Raw genomic sequence first — 23,317 nt, 5'->3', positions numbered from 1 at the left:
TCAGCTCCTCCGAGGGAGGATCGTCCCTCAAACGATCCCGACGCCCGCTTCACCAAGCGGCAGGGCAAGAGCGGCTCGACCTTCGGTTACAAGGCGCATGTGGGGGTCGACGAGGGGTCCGGCCTGATCCGCGCGGTGTTGACCACGCCTGCCAATGTCAACGATACAACGCCGGCTGATGAGCTAATCCGCGGCGACGAAGCCGCGGTGTGGGCCGATGCGGCCTACGACACCCATGCCAGACGAGCCCGGCTGAAGGCGGAAGGCAAAAAGCCCCGCATCGCCCGTCGTCCCAACAGGCATCACCCGGAACTGCCGCCAAGGCTCAAACGCTACAATCTCCTCATCGCACGACGACGAGCAACGGTGGAGACCACCTTTGCCACCCTCAAACGCCGGATGCGGCTTACCTGCATTCGCTACGTCGGTCTCGCCAAGGCAAGCGGGCAAGTCCTGCTTGCCGCCATCGCGTTCAACATGAGGCGGTGGGCTGCGATCGCCGCCTGAGACGCCCGCCAAGGGCGCCAACTACAGATCTCGGCCTGACGATCGGCGTCAACACAGCCCTCTCTCCTTACGTCTCCTGCCTCAAAAGGCCGTAGCGCAACAGGCCCACAAGGGGAGAGGGGAAGGCACCGAGTCACATCCGCGCAACGGCCTTCTCGGAGCATTTTATGAACCTTGAGATCAGCGGGCTCTGGGAATCCCTCCGCCAGCACACCGCGATGTCGATGGAATCGGCGGCATCGCGCAGCGGCCTGAACACGATGCCGCGTGGCGCGCCGAGCTGGGCGCAGGCCGGCACGATCGCAAGACCTTCGCCGGCGAGAACCAGGCTCATGGCCGAATGCACCGTCTCCACACGGCTCGCGATCGGCATCACGATCTGATGTCGTCGCAGCAGGGCTGCGACCGCGGAGGAGGCAGGATCTTGCTCCGGAGGCGGCAACGCGATCAGCGGACGGCCCTGCAACCGCGCCATCGGCACGGCGCCGAGACGTGCGAGCGGCGAGCGGATCGGCATTGCCAGCATGAAGGGCTGCGCACCGATCCGAGCTACCTGGATCTCGGGATGGTTGATGGCCGGCATGCACAGCGCAACCGTGACATTGCGGTCAAGCAGCCTGGCCTCGCGCGTCGATGCGCTGAGCTCGGCGAAGTCGAGATCGACGCCGGGAATGGAGCGGCGCAGCTCAGGGATGAGCCGCGGCAGCATCGCATTCGCCAGGACGAACATGTAGCCGACCGAGAGCCGCCCGCGCTTGCCGGCGGCGACCGCGCGCGCAGCTTCGGCGCCGTCGACGGCCAGCGCCAGAGCTTCGCTCGCACGCGCCAGCAGCGCCAGGCCTGCCTCGGTCAGGTCCATGCCGCGGGTGCCTCGGCGGAACAGCGGCGCGCCGATCTCGGCCTCGAGCTTGCGGATCTGGACGGACAGCGGAGGCTGAGCCATCCGCAGCCGCTCGGCGGCCTTGCCGACGCTGCGTGTCTCGGCGACGGCGACGAAATAGCGGAGGCGGCGAAGATCCATTGGCATACCGAAAACGTATGGGTTGGCCATCAAAATCGTATTGGACGGCGAGTTAACAAAACTGTCATTCTCGCTGTCAATGCTTTGGGCCAACGGCGGCCCGCCTCGGAGCGTGATGTGACGACGATGAACGGCGATCCCTGTCTCCTGTCCGCAACCGAGCTGCGCGGCCTCATCGCCGAAAAGCGGATTTCGCCCGTCGAGATCGTCAGTGCCGTGCTCGCGCGCGCCGAGGCGCTCCAGCCCGAGTTGAACTGCTTCATCACGCTCTGCGGCGACGAGGCGATGGCGCAGGCGCGCGTCGCCGAGCGCAAAATGATGGCCGGCGAGCCGCTCGGCCTGCTCCACGGCATCCCCGTCACCGTCAAGGACATCGTCAACACCAAGGGCGTCAAGACCACCTTCGGCGCCGTTCCCTACAAGGACAATGTGCCGAACGAGGATGCCGTCGCGGTGGCGCGGCTGCGCGCCGAAGGCGCGATCCTGATCGGCAAGACCACGACGCCGGAATTCGGCAGCAAGTGCCTGACCGATTCACCTTTGTTCGGCCGCACCCGCAATGCGTGGGATCGGTGCCGGTCTTCCGGCGGCTCCAGCGGCGGCGCGGCCGTCGCCGTCGCCAGCGGCATCGCGCCGCTCGCGATCGCGACCGACGGCGGCGGCTCGACGCGAATTCCCGCCGCCTGCAACGGCGTGGTGGGCTTAAAGCAGAGCAACGGAGTCATCCCCCATAGTCAGGCGCTCGATGCGTTCGGCAACCAGACCTACGTCACGCCGACCACCCGCACCGTCGCCGACACCGCGCTGATGATGCAGGCGATGGCAGGCGAGGATGCTTGCGACCCCTGGTCGATCGGCGTCCCTGTGCCCGATTTCATCGGAACGGCCGCCCCTCGCGGCGATCTGCGCGGGCAGCGGATCCTGTACTGCCTGACACCGCCGGGCCGTCCGGTGTCCGCCGAGGTCGCAGCCAGCTTCAAGGCGAGCCTCGACCGGCTGGCGGGGCTCGGCGCCGAGCTCGAGGAATTTTCCGGCGATGGTTTCGACATCGAGCCGATCTGGCGCGCCATCAACCACACGGTCTGGCGCACGCGCTTTGCAAAACTCGCAGCCGACCACAAGGACGAGCTGAGCGAGGCCTTCCTCAAGCAGCTCGCGCTTGCGACCGAGGTCAGCGGCGTCGACTATCAGGAGGCGATGTTCGCGCGTACCGCGCTGTTCCGCCGCGTGCAATCGCTGCTTGCGCGCGGACACTTCCTGGCGATGCCGACGCTCACGCGCACCGCGCTGCCGATCAAGCAGGATTTGTTCGGCTCCATCGAGATCGACGGAGCGCATTTCGACAGCGTCCGGCCGCACTGGTTCCCTTGGACCATGCCGTTCAACATGACGGGCCATCCCGCCCTCAGCCTGCCCTCTGGCTTCGGCCGCGACGGCCTGCCGATCGGGCTTCAGCTCGTCGGCCGCTTCCGCGCCGATGCGGAATTGCTGCGCGTCAGCGCGCTGTTCGAAGCCTCGCACGACCTTCTGTCCCGCTGGCCGGCTTGAGGAGATGGGCATGCTGCAAAGGGCTTGCCTCCGGCGTCCGGACATGTTGATCGTGCCGCAGCTGAGCCCTGAAGCCGAGCGCGCATGAGCGTATTTGTTCTCCGACGTCTGTTAACCTTGCTGGCGACCCTGGTCGGCGCATCCCTGATCATTTTCCTGGTGCTGGACGCGCTTCCCGGCAACGCCGCGCAGATGCTGATGGGCGCGGATGCCTCGCCGGACGCGGTCCGCGCGCTCACCGTCAAGCTCGGGCTCGACCAGCCGCTGGCGGTTCGCTATTTGCAATGGATCAAAGGCCTCCTCGTCGGCGATCTCGGCAACTCCTATGTCTACGGCACGCCGGTCGCCAGCCTGATCGCGGAGCGGCTGGTGCTGACCATTCCGCTCGCGATCATGGCCATGACGATCACGGTGACGCTGGCACTCTCGGCCGGCATCTATACCGCCGCCAATCACAACAAGCTCGGCGACGTCGGCGTGATGTCGCTGACGCAGGTTGGCATCGCGCTGCCGAATTTCTGGTTTGCGATCCTCTTGGTGCTCCTGTTCGCGGTGCGGCTGCAATGGCTCTCGGCAGGGGGATTTTCCGGCTGGGAGGATGGCATCTGGCTCGGCGTCAAGTCGCTGCTGCTGCCGGCGATCTCGCTCGCGGTGGTGCAGGCTGCGATCCTTGCGCGCGTCACGCGCTCGGCCGTGCTGGAAGTGCTGCGCGAGGATTTTGTTCGAACGGCGCGCGCGAAGGGGCTCGGCAAGCGCGAGGTGTTGTGGAGCCACGTGCTGCGCAATGCCATGATCCCCGTCATGACGGTGATGGGGCTGCAATTCGCCAACCTGCTCGCCGGCACCATCGTGATCGAGAACGTGTTCTATCTGCCGGGCCTTGGCCGCCTGATCTTCCAGTCGATCGCCAACCGCGACCTGATCGTGGTGCGCAATTGCGTGATGCTGCTGGCGACCATGGTCGTCATCGTCAACTTCGTGGTCGACGTGCTCTATGCCTTCATCGATCCCCGCATCAAGGTCCACGACCTGTGAGCGCGCCCCTGACCACTCCGGTTGACGCGCCGGTCGCGGCGCGCCGCGTACCGGCCAAGACCTTCTGGGGCCGCGCGCTGCGCCATCGCAGCTTCGTGCTCGGCGGTTCGCTAAGCCTTCTGGTGCTCGCCTCGGCGCTGCTTTCGCTAGTGTGGACGCCATGGTCTCCTTACGAGATCGACATCGCCTCGAAGCTGCGGCCGCCATCGGCGGCGCACTGGCTCGGCACCGATTCCTTCGGCCGCGACATCGTCTCGCTGCTGCTCGCCGGCGCCCGCGCCACCATCATGGTCGGCGTCATCGCCGTCAGCATCGGTCTCACCTTCGGGGTCACGCTCGGCCTGATCGCCTCGGCCCGGCGCGGCTGGACCGAAGAGATCATCATGCGCTTCTCCGACTTCACCTTCGCCTTTCCGGCGGTGCTGTCCGCGATCATGCTCGCCGCGGTGGTGGGGCCGGGGATGGTCACCTCGATCGTCGCGATCGGCATCTTCCAGATCCCGACGCTGACCCGGCTGACGCGCGGCTCCGCCAACGCGATCTGGGCGCGCGAATTCGTGCTGGCCGCGCGCGCCGCAGGCAAGGGCGCCTTCCGCATCACCATCGAGCATGTCCTGCCGAATATTCTGTCGATCCTGATCGTGCAGGTCACCATCCAGTTCGCGCTCGCTATCCTGGCTGAAGCCGCTTTGTCCTATCTCGGTCTCGGCACGCAGCCGCCACAGCCGTCCTGGGGACGGATGCTGAACGATGCGCAGACGCTGCTGTTCCAGTCGCCGATGCTCGCGGTCTATCCGGGCGCTGCGATCGCGATCGCGGTGCTGGGCCTCAATCTTCTCGGTGACGGATTGCGCGACCTGCTCGATCCCCGACTGGCACGGGAGCGATGACGATGGGCGAGCGCTCCACCATGCCGCTGATCGAGGTCGACAATCTCGGTGTCCGCCTCAACACTAGCCGCGGGCCGGCACAGGCCGTGCGCGGCGTCAGCTTCTCCCTGAAGCGCGGCGAGACGCTCGGGCTGGTCGGCGAGTCCGGCTGCGGCAAGTCGATCACCGCGATGTCGCTGATGGGCCTGCTGCCTGATAGCGCACGCGTCACCGGCAGCATCAAGCTCGACGGCAACGAGCTCGCGGGCTTATCGGATGCCGATTACTGCCGCCTGCGCGGCAACCGGATCAGCATGATCTTCCAGGAGCCGATGACCGCGCTCAATCCGATGCACACGATCGGGCATCAGGTGGCCGAGCCGCTGCGACGTCACAAGAAGCACTCGGCGGCGCAGGCGCGCAAAGAAGCCATCGCCTTGCTCGACCGCGTCGGACTGCCCGATCCGACGCGGCGGGTCGACGCCTATCCGCACCAGTTTTCCGGCGGCCAGCGCCAACGCATCACCATCGCCATGGCGCTCGCCTGCGAGCCTGATCTCTTGATCGCGGACGAGCCGACCACCGCGCTCGACGTCACCATCCAGGGCCAGATCCTCGACCTCATCGCCGATCTCGTCGAGGAGCGCGGCATGTCGATGATCCTGATCTCGCACGATCTCGGTGTCATCGCCGAGAACGTGCAGCGCATGATGGTGATGTATGGCGGCACCGTCGTCGAGAGCGGGCCGACCGACGAGGTATTCCGCCGGATGGGGCATCCCTATACGCAAGGCCTGTTCCGCGCCCGGCCGAAGCTCGGCGCGCGCAAGGGGACGCGGCTGAAGACGATATCGGGCACCGTGCCGGAGCTTGCGGATCTGGCGGCGGGGTGCACGTTCTCCGACCGATGTCCGCTCGTGATCGATCAATGCCGCGCCGCGCTTCCGCCGATGGTCGACGTCGGACCCCGGCACGTCGTGCGTTGCATCAGGACGGATATCTCCATGGCTGAAAACGTCGGAGCGCTGTCCGCATGATCGCTGCGCCCCTTCTCGACGTGAAGGATCTCGAGCAGCGCTACGCCCTGCCGCGGGAGAGCCTGTTTCGCCCGCCGGGCCAGGTGCGCGCGCTCAATGGCGTCAGCGTGCAGGTTGCCGCCGGCAAGAGCCTCGGCGTCGTCGGCGAGTCCGGCTCGGGCAAGTCGACCTTCGCGCGGCTGGTGATGGCGTTGGAGCGGCCGACGTCGGGCCAGGTCGCGCTGCTCGGCCGCGATCTCAATCGCATCTCGGCCGACGAACTGCGCCGCGCGCGGCGCGATTTTCAGATGGTGTTCCAGGATCCTTACGGCTCGCTCGATCCGCGCCAGACCATAGCCCGCATCGTCGCCGAGCCGCTCACCGTGCTGGAAGACGCCGACCGCACCACTTTTCGTGCGCGCGTCGCCGCAGTGCTGCGCCAGGTCGGCTTGCGCGATGCCGACATGGAGAAATATCCGCACGAATTCTCCGGCGGCCAGCGCCAGCGCATCGCCATTGCGCGCGCGCTGATCACCCAGCCGAAGCTGATTGTCGCCGACGAGCCGGTCTCCGCGCTCGACGTCTCCGTGCAGGCGCAGGTGCTGAACCTGATGCAGGATCTGCAGGAGCAGTTCGGGCTGAGCTACATCCTGATCAGCCATGACCTCGCTGTCGTCGACTATCTCTGCGACGAGGTCGCGGTGATGTATCTCGGCCGGATCGTCGAGCAGGGTCGGCCCGACGACCTGTTCGAGCATTGCGCCCATCCCTATACGCGGGCGCTGCTGGAGGCGGTGCCGCGGGCCCGCGCCGGCGGCGGCCGGCGGCGGCGCGGTGGCCAGGCGATCGCCTCGCAATCGGCGGCGGCGGCCGGATGTCCCTATGTCGCGCGCTGTCCGCTCGCCGACCAGCATTGCCGCGAGGCCCTGCCTGCGTTACGCAAGGTGGGCGAGGGGCACCTTGCCGCCTGCCACAAGGCCGAGGCCGTGATGGCGTTGCCGCAGGCGGCCATGGAAGGTTAGTGTCCGGAGCAGGATTGGCGTAGGCTCACGAAGACAGCAGGCCGGGGAGTTACGAGATGTTCAGGAAACTATCCATCGTCGCATTTGCCGCCGCGCTGGTCGCGGCGCCTCTGCCGGTGCTGGCGCAGAGCAAGAAGGACAGCGTCGTCATGGCCATGGCGCTGGAGCCGCCGGGGCTCGATCCGACCAACGCCGCCGCCGCCGCGATCGCCGAGGTCACGCTCTACAACATCTACGAGACCCTGACCAAGATCAACGAGGACGGCTCCGTTTCGCCCTTGCTGGCGGAGAGCTGGACCGCTTCGCCGGACCTGAAGACCTATACGTTCAAGCTGCGCAAGGGCGTCAAATTCCATAACGGCGAGGCATTCGATTCCGCCGCGGTGAAGTTCTCGTTCGAGCGCAACGCCGCGCCGACCAGCACCAACAAGGACAAGAGCCTGTACCAGGCCTTCGAGAAGGTCGAGGCGCCCGACGCCGACACCATCGTGATCACGGTGAAATATTCCGAGCCGAACCTGCCGTTCTTGCTCGGCCAGGCGGGCGGCTCGATCGTCGAGCCGAAGAGCGCGCCGACCAACGTGACGCAGCCGGTCGGCACCGGGCCCTATCAGCTCGGCGCCTGGGCCAAAGGCTCCTCGATCACGCTGAATAAGTGGGCCGATTATCGCAACGCCTCGGCGATCAAGCTTTCACGATCCGCTTCATCTCCGATCCGGCCGCGCAGGTGGCGGCGCTGCTGTCGGGCGACGTCGATGCGTTCCCGCGCGTCGCCGCGGCGCGCGCCCTGGCCCAGTTCAAAGCCGATCCGCGTTTCACGGTGCTGGTCGGCGGCTCCAGGGCCAAGACCATCGTCGCGATCAACCATCGCAAGAAGCCGCTGGACGACGTCCGCGTCCGCCGCGCCATCCTCGCCGCGATCGACCGCAAGGCCATGATCGACGGCGCCGTCGACGGCTTCGGCACGCCGATCGGTAGCTTCTATGTGCCGGGGGCGCTCGGCTATGTCGACACCACCGGCATCAATCCCTACGACCCCGAGAAGGCCAAGAAGCTGCTCACTGAAGCCGGCGTCACCACGCCGCTCGAATTGTCGCTCAAGCTGCCGCCGCCGTCCTATGCGCGGCAGGGCGGCGAGATCGCCGCGGCCCAGCTCGCCAAGGTCGGCATCGTCGCCAAGATCGAGAACGTCGAATGGGCGCAATGGCTGTCGCAGGTGTTCGCCGGCAACGGTCCGCACAATTTCGACCTCACCATCGTCAGCCATGTCGAACCGTTCGATCTCGTCAAGATCACCGAGCCGGATTACTACCTCGGCTACAACAACGAGAAGTTCAACGCACTCTACAAGCAGATCGTGTCGACGCCCGAGGAGGCCGCTCGCGCCAAGCTGCTCGGCGACGCCCAGCGCATGCTGGCCACCGACGCCGTCTCCGCCTACCTCTATCAGCCGCAGCTGATCACCATTACAGCCAAGAAGCTGAAGGGCGTCTGGAAGGACGTCCCGCAGTACGAGAATGATTTCTCGACATGGTCCTGGGAGTAGGGCCCTCCATCAAGTCGAGCGTATCGCGTCAATCTTGGCCTCTCCCATCGGGGAGAGGCCATTCGTTTGGCGCGTCCAAACAAAAAACGGAAAAACAACCTCATGCACAGTAGCCGGGCATAGTCATTTCAATGGCTTGCACGTTGCGTCGCAATGGCTTGTGCGTTGCGTCGTTCAATGGTCGATACGCCGGAATATTGACCCGTCGGGCAAAACACCGGCAATATTCCATCATCGCGGTCTCGTGGTTCGGGCCGCTGTCGGGCGAGGCACGCCGTGAAGATGCCGATGCCGCCTGGTGGAGTCGCAAGCAGATGCGCCGGCGTTCGCTCGGCTGCTTTTGCCAGCAGGTCATCAAACCTTCACGGATGCGCAATCTGAGGTGACGATCCGCACGACGCAGCCGCGGTTCCATGCGCGCGATCAAACTCTCTCCCGAATTCCTGCAAATCTCTGCCATCTACCAAAGGTAGATTCGCTCCCGGTGAAGCGTGGTCAACAACGCGTCTTGCAAAAAAGAAAGCTCTGCAGGCGTCAGGTCAGCTTCCGACAATGAAAATGGGAGTTACGCCATGCAGCATCTGCCGAACGACACCTACGACGTCACGCTTGACCAATTTGGCCAAATCGCGACCGTGTATGGAGACCCCGGCTTTCCGGCATCCACCGACGTCGTGGGCGGCAACGACACCGTGACCGCCAGTGTCGCCGCGCTCAATGCAAAACTCACGATCTTCGGTGACGACCACACGATGTTGCTTGGTCATTCCCAAGGCGGAAACGACACACTGATCGCCGACATCGACGGCGGCTGGGACACCGCCGTCGTGATTGGCGATACCCAGTCGATGATCGATGATGCCAAGGGCGGCAACGACACCATCGTCGCGGATGCCGGCCGCACCATCTACACGACGATCTCGGCGTTCGGGGATGTCGCCGGCGACATGTCGGGCAATGCGCAGGGCGGCCATGACGACATCACCGGCTCAATCGCGTGGCGCGGCGGCGCCAATCTGTTCGCCGGCGATGCCGGCGGTTCCATGATGGACACCACGCATGGCGGCAACGACACACTCGATGTCAGCGTGCTCACGACGGATGGCGGGGCGACCGTCAGCGGAGACGCCATCGGTTCCCTGAGGGGGCTCGCGCAGGGCGGCAACGACAACCTGACCGTCACCTTGAACGGTGGCAGCCCCATCTCGAGCGGAGCCTTGTTCGGGGATTCGGCTGAAACCCTGATGGACTTCGCCCAAGGCGGCGACGATGTGCTCACCGTCAAGCTCGACGGCCAGTATGCGGAAGCCGGCGCGCAGATGTACGGCGATGCGCCGACCATGGTGGGCAATTCCCATGGCGGCAACGACGTCCTCAACGGCGGCGCGGGCCGAGATTTCATGTATGGCGACGCGCGAATCTACGAACCGGCGACACCAGGCTCGATCACCGGCGGCGTCGACACGCTGAACGGCGGGGCTGGCGACGACCGGATGTGGGGCGGGGGAAACAGCGACTTGTTCGTCTTCAACACCGGCTCGGGCAACGACACGATCGTCGACTTCGGTCAGGGCAACAAGGCCGTCGGCAGCACCGCGGTGGAACAGGATCTGGTCGACGTGCAGGACTACGGCTTTGCAGACTGGACGGCGCTGTCGAAACTGATCAGCGACAACTCCGCCGGCGATGCCGTGATCCATCTTTCCGCCAATGATTCAATCACGCTGGACGGGGTTCACACGGCGAACCTGCATCCAACCGACTTCATCATCTGAAGGCGCAGAGCAAGAGCGGCGGTGTCGCCCCGCGACGCGGAGCGCCATCGCGGCTGCGCAATGACGAGTTTCGCCGCACGGCGCAACGAACCCGTCGCCATCAAACTCTGTCCCGAATTCCAGCAAACCTCCGCCATCGACCAGAACTAAATTCGTCTCCGTGAAGCGTGGTCACAGCACGTCGCGCAAAAATTCCAGCGACATGAGCCCCGCTTCCGACAATGAAATGGGAGTTACGCCATGCAATATCTGCCGAACGACACCATCGACGTCCTGCTCGACCAGTTTGGTCAGATCGAAACCCTCTACGGTGATCCGAATTTTCCGACCACCACGGATGCCTGGGGCGGCAACGACACCGTGACGGTCACCGTCACCCAGCCGGAAGTTGACGTCACGATCTTCGGCGAGGACGACACGACGTTGCATGGCCACTCCCGCGGCGGCAACGACACCCTGACCGTTACCGGGAGCTACGGCTGGAATGCCTTCCTCGTGGTCGGCGACGCCCGGGCAATGACCGACGACGCCAGGGGCGGCAACGACACGATCAGTGTCGGGGCCGATTCGCTTTACACCGACGTGCATGTTTTCGGTGATGTCGCCGGCGACATGTCGGGCAATTCGCACGGCGGCAGTGACACCATCACGAGCGCGGTGGGCTGGCGAAGCTACGACCATGTGTACGCCGGCGATGCCGGCGGTTCCATGAGCGGCACAGCGCAGGGCGGCAATGACACGCTCGACATCACTGTGAACACCATGCAGGGCTTTGCGACAGCTAGCGGCGATTCCATCGGCGCCATCGGCGGCGATGCGCATGGTGGCAACGACAACATCACCTTCACCTTCGGCACCGACGTCGTCTGGACCGCTGGATTCGGCTACGGAGATTCGGCGACCTCGCTGACCGACAATGCCCAAGGGGGAGATGATATTCTCACAATCGAGTTCGATGGCATCGACAGCCTCCATTATACGAACCCGGAGCTCTTCGGCGATGCGCGGACCATGTCCGGCAATGCCCAAGGCGGTAACGATATTCTCACCGGCGGAGCAACCAACGATCACCTCTATGGTGATGCCGCGAACTATGCCCCCGCGACGCCGGGCTCGATCACCGGCGGCAGGGATATTCTCAACGGCGGCACCGGCGATGACCAGCTTTCCGGCGGCGGAAACAGCGACACCTTCGTCTTCAACACCGGCTCCGGCAATGACCTGATCACCGATTTCGATCAGGGCAACAAGGCGGTCGGCAGCACGGTGACCGAGCACGACCTGATCAATGTGCACGATTACGGGTTTGCGGACTGGACGGCGCTGTCGAGCCTGATCAGCGACAATGCCGCCGGCGACGCCGTGATTCATCTGTCGGCGAGCGACAGCATCACGCTCGACGGCGTCCACGCGGCGAGCCTGCACCAGACCGACTTCCTCATCTGAGCGAGTTGCTCTGGAAGCAACGATCTCGCCCCGCCTGCGGCGGGGCGAGACTCGGGTTGCATCTTGGCCGCCCAGCAGCGCTACCACTTCGGCGCTTGGACGACCGCTTCTGACCCGAAGCGGGCTTGCTGTGCCAGGCCGAAGCTGATTATTCAGTCTTATCAGCTGAACCCTTGCGCAGCGCCTCTAAGGCTATACGGGCGTGGTGGGCTGCTTTCTGGTTGCCCACCGTTTCGATCTTTTCCAGTGCCCAGGTCAAATACTGCATAGCAGCCTGGACGTCAGCAGTTTGGTCGGTCATATGACCGTTTCTATCGAATTATGATCGGTTCGTCCCGCGCTTGCTGCGCATAAGCGAATTGCATCAGCAATGGCGGCTGTGGCCAAAAGTGAACAGTCTCACGGTGACGGAAGGAGCATTATCGGCTGTTGCTCCCCGGGTTCAGCGCACCATTGCGGTTCAGATCGGCGGAAGAGCTGATCAAGTTGGCAAACAGCGGAAGCGGCTGCTGCAAAAGCTGCAACTCAGGTCCCAGTCTCAGATTGTAGACGCCGCCACGGGTGGGCATCTTGGCCATCTTACAAACTCACGATGGCCGCTGACGAAGCGGCGCCCTGGCCGAGGCATGAGTACGGCGGCTTCGAACCGCCGACCTAAACTTTGGCTGATCAAATACCGGTAAGTATACTGCCCCGGACAAATATACTGTCCGTAGCTGTCATAGTCGCAGCGGGAGTTGTAGTAGCCGTAAGCACCGGCTGCAGCGGCTGCGCCAACCGCCGCAGCGCCATACCCCCAACCTCGGCGCCGGCCAGGGTCTTGAGGGCATGGCGACGTCCGATGTCCTTGAGCGTTTCCATTTTCATACTGTCGGCCCAATTTGGCACGAGGCAGCACTGTCACCATGCTGCGCCCGGAAACCGCCTCAACCGGGGCTCCCGGCAAGGCCATTCAGCTTATCGATCGCATCATCCGGCAAATCGAGTTCGGCCGCGGCGAGATTCTCGCGCAGATGCGCGACGGACGAAGTGCCGGGGATAAGCAGGATGTTAGGTGAGCGACGAAGGAGCCAAGCAAGCGCGACCTGCATGGGCGTTGCGCCGAGGCGAGCGGCGACATCGGTTAGAGTAGACGATTGCAGGGGGGTGAACCCGCCGAGCGGGAAGAACGGCACGTAGGCAGTGCCGTCCCGGGCAAGGTCGTCGATCAAGGAGTCGTCAGACCTGTGGGCCAGATTGTATTGGTTCTGAACGCAGACGATCTTGCAAATCTTGCGTCCTTCCGCGACCTGCGTCGCGGTCACGTTGCTCAGCCCAATATGCCTTATCAGGCCCTGACGTTGGAGATCGGCCAAGACGTTCAGCGGGGCTTCGATCGAGCCTTCGGCGGGGCCATGGCGGTCGATCATGACGCGAAAGTTGACGACATCGAGTGCGTCGACCCCGAGATTTTTCAGATTGTCGTGGACCGCCTGGGTGAGCTCTTCGCGCGAGAAGGCCGGATTCCATGAGGCGTCCGCGCCACGCCGAGCCCCGATTTTGGTATCGATAACGAGATCCCTGGGGTAGGGGTGCAGCGCCTCACGGATCAACTGGTTTGTGACATGTGGGCCGTAGAAGTCGGCTGTGTCGATATGGTTCACGCCGGACGCGATGGCCGCTCGCAGCACAGCCAATGCGGCGGTGCGATCCCTGGGCGGACCGAACACGTGCGGGCCAGCAAGCTGCATGGCACCGTAGCCAAGCCGCTTCACGCGGCGGTCTCCGAGGTCAAAGCTGGCAGTTAGGGCGGTGTTGGGCATAGGTCATCTCCATAAGAACCAATGGCCGGTAGGTAGACGTTGCCCGCGCGCTCGATAACCGGGTACAATCCGAACGGGTTGTTCGGAGAAACGAACAGTGAAAGTCGATCTGGGAGAACTGAACGCTTTTGTGACCGTCGCGCGGGCTGCAGGCTTTCGGGACGGAGCTCGGTCGAGCGGGGCGAGTGCGTCAGGACTCAGCGAGGCGGTAACCAGGCTGGAAGCGCAACTCGGCGTCAGATTGTTGAACCGGACGACGCGAACCGTGGTGCCCACTGAGGTAGGTCAACGTCTCCTCGAGCGGCTCGGGCCAGCATTCGCCGAGGTGGAAGCTGCCGTCGATGTTGTCAACAGCTCCCGCAACAGGCCAGCAGGTACGCTGCGTCTGAACGTACCGGTCAGTGCGGCACGCCTCGTGCTGCCCACCATCGCGCCGCCCTTTCTCGCCGCTTATCCTGACATCCGGCTTGAAGTGATTGCGGAGAATAACTTTATCGACGTTCTGGCCGCTGGTTGTGATGCTGGCATCCGGTACGACGAGCGCCTGGAGCAGGACATGATGGCGATTCCAATCGGTCCTCCCGTTCAGCGCTTTGCAACCGCTGCCTCTCCAAACTATCTGGATCGCTACGGCCGGCCCAATCATCCTCGCGAGCTTGTCAACCACGCTTGCCTTGGCAGTCGTCTTTCGTCCGGCGCGATGGTGGCTCCGTGGGAGTTTGAACGGGAGGGCGAAATGGTTCGCGTCGAACCCAAAGGGCCGCTGCTGGTCAGCGTCGGGGCGGCGACAGATCTCGCCGTTGCCGCCGCCATCGCCGGTACCGGCATTGTCACCCTCTTCGAGGACTGGCTTCGTCCCCATCTCGCCAGTGGTCAGCTCGAGCCGGTCCTCGAACCCTGGTGGCAAAGCTTTTCGGGTCCCTTTCTATACTATCCTGGCAGACGTCTCGTGCCGGCGCCGTTGCGCGCATTCATAGACTTCGTAAGGGGTGTACCATCGCACTCAGCGCTCGGCGCGACGCCCACCGCGTAGGCAATACGTTTGCTAGTAGCGAGACGCTCGCTTCTTGAGAGTTGAGAGACTGCTCGATTCCACTCCATGCGGACGCGACGTGAGACAGTCGAGCATCCCTTCGGCGCGATCAAGGCCGTATGGGTGCGACCCACGACGGGCGGTTCGAGCGAAGGCGGCGGCGCACCGTTTGGAAACGATGCGCCGCTAGTTAGGTCATGCTGCCCTGGCGTGGACGTTGCCGATCCAGTCGCGGGCGAGTGTCAAATCGGCTTGCGACAATTGATGGCCCGCCGGCACGACCCTATGGGTCACGCTTGCGCCTGCTTGCGAAAGCAGGGCCGCAAGCTTGGCCGAATTGCCGGCCGGCACGATCGGATCGGCCTGCCCGGACAGCAGCAGGACCGGCTTGCCGGCAAGATCGGCCGTGGGCGGATCCGACAGCGGCACCATCGCGCGCAGCAGGATCGCGCCGGCCAGCACCTCCGGCTTCAGCAGCAACAGCGCGGCTGCGATGTTGGCGCCGTTGGAGAAGCCGACCGCGACCGGCGCGGCGATGCCGTAGCGCTGCCGAGCCTCGTTGACGAAGTCGCCGAGCTCGTTCGCGCGGCGGCGGACGTCGTCCTCGTCGAACACACCTTCGGCGAGGCGGCGGAAGAAGCGCGGCATGCCGTGCTCGAGCACGCGGCCACGCGGCGAGAGCAGGGCTGACCCCGGCCAGATCATCTTGCCGAGCCCGAGCAGGTCGTTCTCGTCGCCGCCGGTGCCGTGCAGCAGCAGCAGCGGAGGGGAGCCCGCGCTGGCCGCGGGCTCGAAGCGATGGATGAATTCAGTCTCGGTCATGACACGGTCTCTTCCAGATTCGGCAGAACGCCTTCGATCTGCTTGCGCTGTGCTTCGAGGAAAGCAGGCAGCTTGAGGTCTTTCCCCAGCGTCGCGACAGGTTCGTCGACGGCGAAGCCGGGGATGTCGGTCGCAATCTCGAACAGCACGCCGCCGGGCTCGCGGAAGTAGATCGAGCGGAAGTAATTGCGATCCCTTTGCTCGGTCGGATGCAGGCTGTGATTGCTCACGAGCCTTTGCGCCATCTTGCCCTGCTCGGCATCGTCAGCCGCGCGGAACGCGATGTGATGCACCGAGCCGCCGCCCTGATGCCCGCGCAGGAAGCCCTTGGCCTCGTAGATGTCGACGACGCTGCCCTCGACATCGCCAGGCGCCTTGAAGCGGATCACCGAGCCTTCACGGCCGGTCTCCTTGAAGCCGAACACGTCGGTGAGGACGGCTGCCGTCTTCGCCGCGCTGTCGAGCAGCAAGGTCACGCCATGGAAACCGCGGATCGCGTGCTCGGCCGGCACGTCGCCATTGCTCCAGCCGGGCTCGTTCTCCGCACCCGGCACGCCGACCAGCGCGAGCGCCATGCCATCGGGATCGGTGAACGGCAGCACGGATTCGCCGAAGCGCTTCTCCAGCGCCTCATACGCGATGCCCTTCTCGGTGAAGCGCTGGGTCCAGTAGCCGAGCGAGCGCTGCGGCACGCGGAAGGCGGTCTGATGGGTCTCGCCGACGCCGCGTCGCCCGGCCGAAACGCCCGCCCACGGAAAGAAGGTCAGAATGGTGCCGGGGCGGCCGGTCTCGTCGCCGTAGTAGAAGTGATAGGTGCCGGGATCGTCGAAATTGACCGTCTTCTTGACGAAGCGCAGGCCGAGATCCCGCGTGTAGAAGCGGAAATTCCTGATGGGGTCGCCGGCAATCGCGGTCACATGGTGCAGTCCAGACATTTTCGTCCTCCAGAGTTCGGGGAGCGTCTTGCTCTGGCCGGAAATATCGTTCCGCTTTGTATTGGAGACAATCCATGCAAATATGACGGCTATGTCTACGATATGGAAACAATCACCGGGGCCGGCCTTTGGATAAGGTCGCCAGCCTCCGCGCGTTCGTGAAAGTGGTCGAAAGCGGCAGTTTTGCCGAAGCGGGGCGGCAGTTGCGGCTGTCGCGCTCGGCGATCAGCAAATATGTCGCCGACTTAGAGGAGAGCCTCGGCGTGCAGCTCCTGAACCGGACCACGCGGCATGCCAGCCCGACCGAGAACGGCCAGCGCTATTTCGAGCGCGCACTCGTCATCCTCTCGGAGATCGAGGCCGCCGACCAGGCGGTGACGCAGGCCCAGTCGGCGCCGCGCGGCCTGCTCCGCGTCAACGCGCCGATGTCGTTCGGCACGATGCGGCTCGGGCCGGTGCTGGCCGATTTCATGGCGCGCTATGGCGAGCTTCAGCTCCAGATCGTGCTCAGCGACGATCTGCTCGATCCCGTCCAGGACGGTTTTGACGTGACCTTGCGGATCGCGGAACTGGAATCGTCGAGCCTGATCGCGCGGAAAATCACGCCGGTGGCGCGCATGATCTGCGCTTCGCCGGATTATCTCGCACGTCACGGCACGCCAAAGCACCCGCAGGATCTGCGCGAGCACGCCTCGCTGACATACGGCTTCCTGCTCACCGGCAATCAGTGGAAGCTTACCGGCGCGGATGGCGATCACTGGATCCAGCCGGCCTGGTCGCTCTGCGTCAACAATGCCGAGGTGCTGCGCGACGTCGCGATCAAGGGCAGGGGGCTCGCGCTGCTGCCGGAGTTCATCGCCGCTGACGCGTTGCGGACAGGCAAGCTGCGCGCCGTCCTGCAAGACTATTTTGCGCCGCCGCTCGCGCTCTATGCGGTCTATCCGCCGACGCGGCATTTGTCGGTGAAGGTGCGGCTGTTCATCGACTTTCTCGTCGAGCGGTTTGGGCGCGATGAAGAAGCCGGCGCGCAGGCGGGCTGAGGCTGGGTCGCGAAGCCATGGCTCTGCCCGGGCAACGGCTCGCAGCGATCTATCGCGATGAGTCAAGAAGGCGAGCTACACGGCGGACACTCAGGGGATTTGCCTTTGAAAGGGTGAGCGGCAAGGGTGCTCCTATTGTCAATGTTGCTGACAGTGATTCCTCGGAATTGCTCTCCCGCGAACGATTGGATGAAGTCCGGCGACCAGCAAAGGCCATGATGATTGTGCCTTTGCTGTGAGTCGCGCAGTGGCTGGATACGATTATACCAGACCGAAAAGTTGAACTTTCTTCCCGTGCCTCGGACTCATATTAGCGTCCCGACTTCGCGCCTCAGGACAGAGAGAGTTCAGCCGCTGTCAGGGCGTTCCGAGGGCTCTCTTCCGTGCCACCGCGAAGAGCCGGGCACGATGAGTAGCTCACACTTCTCGACTTGATTTCAACAAGCGCAGGAGGAAGCTATGCGGAAGTCTCTCACCTTTTTCCTTTCTGGCGTGGCATTGGCCGTTGCGGCGTCAACAGCCGTAGCCGGTGAGCGGGTGCTCGAGTTCAAGCTGATCACGAAGCCGATCGACCTCAAGGTCATAGAGGCCGCAAACGTCGAAGGACAGACGGTTGTGTCTGGGAAATTCTTTGGGGTCGCTGTCTTCACCGATGGCCGTATCGGAGTGAAAGAGTTCGTCAATACTTCGGACTTGCTCAAAGGATCGGGGCCCTTCTTCGGCTACAGCACGTACACGTTCGAGGAAGGCTCGATTACCGCGCGCTACACCGGTTCGGCCAAGGACGGCAAATCAACGGGCGAATACACAATCTTGTCGGGCACAGGTGCCTATGCGAACGCCACGGGTACGGGAACGATCGAAAGCGCGCCGAACCCGTTCAAGGGCGTCAACCTGCTAAACATAAAGCTGGTCGTTAAAACGTCCGGTTCGTGACGATGCTAACAGGTCCCGCACAAAGGTAGTTGATCCCCTGGGTGGCAAGTTGGCCCGGTCGGAAACACATCGCTGGCCGGGCGACCTGCTGAAGAGCCGGCTCGAGTCGTGAGATTGATGTTCCCGCTTGGCCAGCTGACTGGGTCCCGTAGGAGAGAACGCTTGGGAGCTCCGTTCTGAGCAAATCTAGCTGACCGATCGCTGCTCGGTAGGTTGAAGTAGATCATCCAGCGCCTGCATGGATGCCCGTTGAAGTTCGGCGAGCTCGCGCGCGGCGCTCTGGCACTCGCGTGGAGACATCGAGGGCGCCGCCAGCTCGACCTCGCGGCAGCGCTCGAACAGGCGAACAAGGCCGAGCGCGCCAGCGGCGCTGCCGAGCTGATGGGCGTGTCGGGCGAGCTGTTTGTGGTCGCCGGTCTCGGCAGCCTTGGTGATGTCGTCGATCAGGTTTTCGCTGGTCTCCTCCAGCAAGTGGTGGAGCTTTGTAATTTGCGCTGCGCCGAGTAGCTCTTTCTGGTCGTCGAGATAGTGCCGGTCGATCAACGCACCTGCAGCGAGTTGCGCCGCGGCCGGCTCCACCTCCGGGTCGTCCTCGATCGCCTCGCGCAGCGCGTTGATCAGGATCGGCTTGCTGACGAGTTGGACAATACCTGCCTCGGCGAGCCGTTCGCGCGCGCTGGAGGACACGTCGGCGGTGACGGCGATGATGCGCGGCATTCTCGGCAGGCCGAGCTTGCCGATCCGCGACGCCGCCTCCACGCCGTCCATGTCGGGCATGTGCAGGTCCATCAGGATGACGTCGAACGCCTGATCGCGGGCAAGCTCTATGGCCGAGGCGCCGTTTCTGGCGATCGTGGCATGATGGCCGAGCCGGTTCAGCATGGCTTCGCCGACCTCGCAATTGACGGGGTCGTCGTCGACCAGCAGCACGCGAAGCCGTCGCGATGGCGGCTGTACTGCACCTTGGGCGATGCCGCTGGCGGCCGGATCGAGCGTTACTTCAAGTGTGAACGTGCTGCCTGCGCCCGGCGTGCTCTCCACCGTCAGCTCGCCGCGCATCAAACGGCTGAGGCGCCGCGCGATTGCAAGTCCGAGGCCGGTGCCGCCGAACCGCCGCGCAATGCTGTCGTCCGCCTGGACGAAATCCTCAAAAATCCGCTCATGCATGTCGGGGGCGATGCCGATGCCGGTGTCGCGAACGGTAACGCGCAGCAGGACATGACCGTCACGGCGCTCGGCGGCTGCGTTGACGGCGATCGCGCCTGACGGCGTGAACTTGATGGCGTTGCCGATCAAATTAAGCAGGATGCGATTGAGCCGCACGGGATCGCCGTGCACCGAGGTCCTGACCGAGGCATCGCAGGCAAGGTCGAAGGTCAGTCCCTTGCCGAAGGCCTGGGGCCGCATCAGGTCGGCGGCCGTTTCGATCAGCTGGTCGAGGTGGAAATTACGCGGCTCCAGGGTTTCGGCGCTGGCCTCCAGGCGCGCATATTCCAGGATGGCATCGACCAGCGCGATCAGCGTCTCACCCGATGCGGCCGCGGTCGTGAGGTGGCGCCGCTGCGCCTCGCCCAGTTTGCCGTCGTCGAGCAGCTGCAGCACGCCCATGACGCCGTTCAGCGGCGTGCGCAGTTCGTGGCTGACGACGGCGAGGAAGCGCGATTTGGTCTCATTGGCCGCCACGGCCGCGCTGCGCGCGCGTTCGGCGGCATCGTGCTCGGCGAGGGCCTGATCGCGCGCTTTCTCCAGCTCGGAGGTGCGCTCGATCACCTTGCGCTCCAGCGTCGCGTAGGAATAGCGCAGCTGCGCGGCCATCCGGTCGAACTGGTCGCCGAGCGCTTCCAGCTCGTCACCGGTCTTGATCGCGAGCCGTAGGCCGAGATCGCCGCTCCCGATCCGCCGTGCGCCCTGCGTCAGGAGCTGGATCGGCCCCGTCATGCGGCGGCTGAGAAAGAGAGAGACCAGCACCGCACCGGCCAGCAGGACGACGAGGAGAAAGGTGGAACGGCCAATCGACGCGTAGATCGGCGCATAGGCTTCGCTGAGCGGCAGCTCGACGAACACCAGCAGGCCGAGCGAGGGGACCGTTGCATAGGTCGACAGCACGCGCTGACCGGACAGGTCCTCCTTGACCAGGCCGCCGGAGGGCGGCCCCACGCCGTCGAGTGCGGCGCGGACGTCGGCATAGCCGGAGAGATCGCTGCGCTGCAGGGCCCGCCACAAATCGGGATGCGCGATCAGGACTCCCGTGCGGTCCACCACGTAGGCCTTGCCGGTGTTGCCGACCCTGATCCCGGCGACGAGGTCCCAGATGAAACGCAGATTGACCTCGGCGACGATCACATTGGGATTGCGGCCAGTTCCGCGGGTGGCGAGCGTCATGAAGGGTTCGGTGTCGCCGAAGAAGTAGACCGGCCCGTAATAGGCACGGCTTTCATTGGCACCGCGAAAGGCGGGCGAGGCGGAGAGGTCGGCTTTACTGCCGATCCTGTCCGCCACACGGCGGGACACGCGCATCTGTTCAAGCCCGTGCGAGTCGAGCTCGGCGATTTCCGCGATCGCCGGAGAGAGGCGCAGGAGACGGATGGCGTTCAGGCGCTCGTCTTCATTGGTCGACAGCTCCGGCGGCAGGCGCGAGAGCCATCTGATCTGGTTTTCGATCTGGCCGATGAATTGGCCGATCTGAATCGCCGCGGACGCCGCCTGCTCGCGCTGGGTCGCCGCCAGAAGCTGCTTCTGCTCGCGATAGGAGAACCAGACGTCGAAGCCGGTGTTGATGGCGAGAGCGGCAAAGGCGAGGGCGACGATCGAGTAGAGATATTTGCGGAACAGCCGGCCGGGAGGCGTTCGCAAATGTCCCTGGTCGACCGTTTCGTTCACTCGCGGATCTCGTCGGCGCGCGCGAGCAGTGTGAATGGTATGGTCAATCCCAGCGTGCGGGCGACCGTGCGGTTAATCAGCAGCTCGTATTTCCGCGGCGATTGCACCGGCAGGTCGCCGGCCTTGGTGCCGCGCAGGATGAGATCGACATAGTCGGCCGAGCGCACTTCCAGCGTCGGCCCGTAGCTCATCAATCCGCCGGCGTCCATGAAGTAATGGAATGGATAGACCGTGGGCACGCGATACTTGGCGGCCGCCTCAACGACCGCCTTCCGGTTGACGACCAGGAAGCTGTCGACCAGCGCAATCAACGCCGCCTTGGGCGGCTCGGAGAAGCGCTTGACGGCTTCCTCGATGTCCGTCGGCGTGTTGACGGGGGCGGGGATTGCGGTCACTCCGGACCCGGCCGCCTCTTGCTCGATCGAGTCGAGGAAGAAACGCCCGCCGCGAGGGGTGGTCGCCGGGTTGAACAGGATACCGACGCGCGCGAGGTCGGGCACGGCCTCACGGATCAGCTGCAGCCATTTGCCGCCCATCTCGGCGGTGCTGTTGGTGAAGCCGGTGACGTTGCCGCCGGGATGTGCAAGGCTTTCGACGAAGCCATTGCCGACGGGATCGTTGGCGGTCGCGAAGACGATCGGGATGGTCCTGGTGGCGGCAAGGACCGCAGCGGTTTCGACCGTCGACCCTGTCAGGATCACGTCCGGCTTCAGCTCCAGCAACTCCTGAATCGCGGCCTTCAGCCGCTCCGGTCCGCCGAAGGTCGAACGGAGCTCGAGGCGGAAGTTGACGCCTTCGACCCAGCCGCGCTGCCTCAAGCCGGCGACGAGGCCACCGAGGCGGGAGGTCGTGCTGTCGATCAGGCTCCGCCGGGTCAGTTCGTCGTCGAGCGGCAACGCGGTCAACGATGCGACGATCCGCACGCGATCCGACGTTGCGCCGAGCGCGACCCATGCCGCGGCAGTTGCGCCCGCAAGGCGAATGAACCCGCGGCGATCGACCGCGAGAGCGGAAGGCCGTTCGGTCATGAAACTCTTTGCATGATGGCTTGCCCCGGAGCGGATGCTTAGCGCGAACGGCCGGCATCCACAATTGATGAAAAAAAGCGCTTATGAATGCTCATTCGCAGCGTTTGGCAGCCCGATACCGTATTCCTACGCTGCCAAAGAGTCGCTGTTTCGAGCGTTGTCTCCTTCGTGACGCCTTGTAACGCCTTCGCGTTGCAACATTTTCCGTCTCGGTTGCGACGACGGTCCGCGGAAGGTGATTTCGCAGCTGCCGATTTTTGAAGCGTTGTTTCAAGTTGTTTCGAAGGTTCTCGATGCGCAAAATCTATCTCATTCCGGCCGTCGTCGGCCTGCTCACCTCCCTTGCAGCCGGACCGCTCGCGGCCCAGGGCGCCGTACCGAAGCAGAAGGCTGCGCCGGCACCCAGGGCCGCCGCGGCCGGCGCTCCCGCTGCAGCCGGCACGTCCGTCGCCGCCGGGGCGAATTCAGCCGAGACACCGGCCGCGGACGACAAGATCAAGGCGATCGATGGTTTCCGCTCCGCCAAGTTCGGCATGAACGAGGCCGATGTGCGCGCGGCGATGACGAAGGATTTCAACGCCAAGCCCGACGCCATCAAGGCGCAGGACAACGCGTCCGAGCTGACGCACAGCATTCTGCTGTCCGTTCCGGAGTTGCTGCCGAACGGCGGCACCGCCGAGCTCTCCTACGTGTTCGGCTACAAGTCGAAGTCGCTGATCCAGGTCGGCGCGGTCTGGTCGAAGGGGACTGATGCCGCGATCACGCCGGAGAAGCTGTTCTCCAACGCCAACATCCTGCGCGCCCATTTCATGGGCGAGGGCTTCAAGCCGGACTCCATCGCCGTCAACATGCCCGTCGCCGGCGGCATCGTGATGTTCCGCGGCAGCGACGCCAAGGATCGCTCGGTCATCCTGCTGCTCCAGGGCACGTTCGAGAACAAGGAGAACAACCAGCGTGTGCTGACGCCGACCAGCCTGCTGCTGTTCTACGTGGCCGACGCCAAGAGCCCCGACATCTTCAAGCTGCCGCCCGGCCAGTTCTGATGCCGGGATCGCA

General features: G+C 64.4%; 21 protein-coding genes and 1 pseudogene. 13 read left to right on the top strand and 9 right to left on the bottom strand.

All coding sequences use genetic code 11. The features are described from left to right. On the top strand, positions 1-507 hold a 507-nt coding region (locus GGD65_RS18070; RefSeq protein ID WP_183236113.1), incomplete at its 5' end, for an IS5 family transposase. A 133-nt stretch (positions 508-640) separates the two neighbouring features. Here the strand turns inward: GGD65_RS18070 and GGD65_RS18065 are convergent. After that, the gene (locus GGD65_RS18065; RefSeq protein ID WP_183236112.1) at positions 641-1,528 is read right to left on the bottom strand and encodes a LysR family transcriptional regulator; all 888 of its coding nucleotides are present in this window, start codon (positions 1,526-1,528) and stop codon (positions 641-643) included. A 126-nt stretch (positions 1,529-1,654) separates the two neighbouring features. Between GGD65_RS18065 and GGD65_RS18060 the strand changes: the two genes are divergently transcribed. The 6 genes and pseudogenes from GGD65_RS18060 to GGD65_RS18035 all read left to right on the top strand — a co-directional run bounded on the left by GGD65_RS18060 (position 1,655) and on the right by GGD65_RS18035 (position 8,564). Further along, positions 1,655-3,076, top strand: coding sequence for an amidase (locus tag GGD65_RS18060; RefSeq protein ID WP_183236142.1), 1,422 nt, complete (start codon positions 1,655-1,657; stop codon positions 3,074-3,076). A gap of 84 nt (positions 3,077-3,160) precedes the next feature. Continuing rightward, positions 3,161-4,111, top strand: coding sequence for an ABC transporter permease (locus GGD65_RS18055; protein WP_018315931.1), 951 nt, complete (start codon positions 3,161-3,163; stop codon positions 4,109-4,111). Then, positions 4,108-5,001, top strand: a complete 894-nt coding sequence (locus GGD65_RS18050; protein ID WP_183236111.1) for an ABC transporter permease — start codon at positions 4,108-4,110, stop codon at positions 4,999-5,001. The genes GGD65_RS18055 and GGD65_RS18050 overlap by 4 nt, the downstream gene beginning before the upstream one ends. A gap of 2 nt (positions 5,002-5,003) precedes the next feature. Further along, positions 5,004-6,017: an ABC transporter ATP-binding protein gene (locus tag GGD65_RS18045; RefSeq protein ID WP_183236110.1), complete on the top strand. Its 1,014-nt coding sequence runs from the start codon at positions 5,004-5,006 to the stop codon at positions 6,015-6,017. Then, on the top strand, positions 6,014-7,018 hold the full coding sequence (locus tag GGD65_RS18040) for an ABC transporter ATP-binding protein (RefSeq protein WP_183236109.1): 1,005 nt from the start codon (positions 6,014-6,016) through the stop codon (positions 7,016-7,018). Before GGD65_RS18045 ends, GGD65_RS18040 begins: the two co-directional genes overlap by 4 nt. A 56-nt stretch (positions 7,019-7,074) precedes the next feature. After that, positions 7,075-8,564 (top strand): annotated as a pseudogene (locus tag GGD65_RS18035) (ABC transporter substrate-binding protein). 100 nt (positions 8,565-8,664) lie between these two features. On the opposite strand, the gene GGD65_RS18030 reads toward GGD65_RS18035, so the two are convergent. Beyond that, positions 8,665-8,991 (bottom strand): hypothetical protein, encoded by a 327-nt coding sequence (locus GGD65_RS18030; RefSeq protein WP_183236108.1) that lies wholly within the window; start codon positions 8,989-8,991, stop codon positions 8,665-8,667. 145 nt (positions 8,992-9,136) lie between these two features. Here GGD65_RS18030 and GGD65_RS18025 point away from each other — a divergent pair, with 145 nt between their 5' ends. Together GGD65_RS18025 and GGD65_RS18020 are read left to right on the top strand one after the other, a co-directional pair. Further along, positions 9,137-10,339: a calcium-binding protein gene (locus GGD65_RS18025; protein ID WP_179737558.1), complete on the top strand. Its 1,203-nt coding sequence runs from the start codon at positions 9,137-9,139 to the stop codon at positions 10,337-10,339. Positions 10,340-10,579: 240 nt separating this feature from the next. Beyond that, complete coding sequence (locus GGD65_RS18020) at positions 10,580-11,785, top strand: calcium-binding protein (protein WP_183236107.1); 1,206 nt, start codon at positions 10,580-10,582, stop codon at positions 11,783-11,785. Positions 11,786-11,933: 148 nt separating this feature from the next. On the opposite strand, the gene GGD65_RS18015 is transcribed toward GGD65_RS18020, so the two are convergent. The 3 genes from GGD65_RS18015 to GGD65_RS18005 form a co-directional block, all read right to left on the bottom strand. Then, positions 11,934-12,086 (bottom strand): hypothetical protein, encoded by a 153-nt coding sequence (locus GGD65_RS18015; protein WP_018315939.1) that lies wholly within the window; start codon positions 12,084-12,086, stop codon positions 11,934-11,936. A 118-nt stretch (positions 12,087-12,204) separates the two neighbouring features. Beyond that, complete coding sequence (locus GGD65_RS18010; RefSeq protein ID WP_183236106.1) at positions 12,205-12,363, bottom strand: hypothetical protein; 159 nt, start codon at positions 12,361-12,363, stop codon at positions 12,205-12,207. A 348-nt stretch (positions 12,364-12,711) separates the two neighbouring features. Further along, entirely contained in the window at positions 12,712-13,587 is an 876-nt protein-coding gene (locus tag GGD65_RS18005; RefSeq protein WP_183236105.1) for an aldo/keto reductase family oxidoreductase, read from the bottom strand. A 97-nt stretch (positions 13,588-13,684) separates the two neighbouring features. On the opposite strand from GGD65_RS18005, the gene GGD65_RS18000 reads away from it, so the two are divergent. Beyond that, entirely contained in the window at positions 13,685-14,620 is a 936-nt protein-coding gene (locus tag GGD65_RS18000) for a LysR family transcriptional regulator (RefSeq protein WP_183236104.1), read from the top strand. 195 nt (positions 14,621-14,815) lie between these two features. Here GGD65_RS18000 and GGD65_RS17995 read toward each other — a convergent pair whose 3' ends face one another. Together GGD65_RS17995 and GGD65_RS17990 are read right to left on the bottom strand one after the other, a co-directional pair. Further along, positions 14,816-15,442, bottom strand: a complete 627-nt coding sequence (locus GGD65_RS17995; RefSeq protein ID WP_183236103.1) for an alpha/beta hydrolase — start codon at positions 15,440-15,442, stop codon at positions 14,816-14,818. Continuing rightward, positions 15,439-16,377 carry a ring-cleaving dioxygenase gene (locus tag GGD65_RS17990; RefSeq protein WP_183236102.1) on the bottom strand — a complete coding sequence of 313 codons (939 nt, stop codon included), beginning with the start codon at positions 16,375-16,377 and terminating at the stop codon, positions 15,439-15,441. Before GGD65_RS17990 ends, GGD65_RS17995 begins: the two co-directional genes overlap by 4 nt. A gap of 128 nt (positions 16,378-16,505) precedes the next feature. Here GGD65_RS17990 and GGD65_RS17985 point away from each other — a divergent pair, with 128 nt between their 5' ends. Continuing rightward, positions 16,506-17,417 (top strand): LysR family transcriptional regulator, encoded by a 912-nt coding sequence (locus tag GGD65_RS17985; protein ID WP_018315942.1) that lies wholly within the window; start codon positions 16,506-16,508, stop codon positions 17,415-17,417. A 459-nt stretch (positions 17,418-17,876) separates the two neighbouring features. Further along, the gene (locus GGD65_RS17980; RefSeq protein WP_018315943.1) at positions 17,877-18,353 is read left to right on the top strand and encodes a hypothetical protein; all 477 of its coding nucleotides are present in this window, start codon (positions 17,877-17,879) and stop codon (positions 18,351-18,353) included. Positions 18,354-18,539: 186 nt separating this feature from the next. On the opposite strand, the gene GGD65_RS17975 is transcribed toward GGD65_RS17980, so the two are convergent. Next, positions 18,540-21,233, bottom strand: a complete 2,694-nt coding sequence (locus GGD65_RS17975) for a hybrid sensor histidine kinase/response regulator (RefSeq protein WP_183236101.1) — start codon at positions 21,231-21,233, stop codon at positions 18,540-18,542. Then, positions 21,230-22,261 (bottom strand): ABC transporter substrate-binding protein, encoded by a 1,032-nt coding sequence (locus GGD65_RS17970; protein ID WP_183236100.1) that lies wholly within the window; start codon positions 22,259-22,261, stop codon positions 21,230-21,232. Before GGD65_RS17970 ends, GGD65_RS17975 begins: the two co-directional genes overlap by 4 nt. A gap of 293 nt (positions 22,262-22,554) precedes the next feature. Between GGD65_RS17970 and GGD65_RS17965 the strand changes: the two genes are divergently transcribed. Beyond that, on the top strand, positions 22,555-23,304 hold the full coding sequence (locus GGD65_RS17965; RefSeq protein ID WP_183236099.1) for a hypothetical protein: 750 nt from the start codon (positions 22,555-22,557) through the stop codon (positions 23,302-23,304). Positions 23,305-23,317 lie beyond the last annotated feature (13 nt).

Origin of the sequence: Bradyrhizobium sp. CIR18, from assembly GCF_014198295.1 — a bacterium.
In the GTDB taxonomy this organism is placed as follows: domain Bacteria; phylum Pseudomonadota; class Alphaproteobacteria; order Rhizobiales; family Xanthobacteraceae; genus Bradyrhizobium.
The sequence above is the reverse complement of the archived record's forward strand: the minus strand, read 5'-3'. Positions and strand labels throughout refer to the sequence as shown.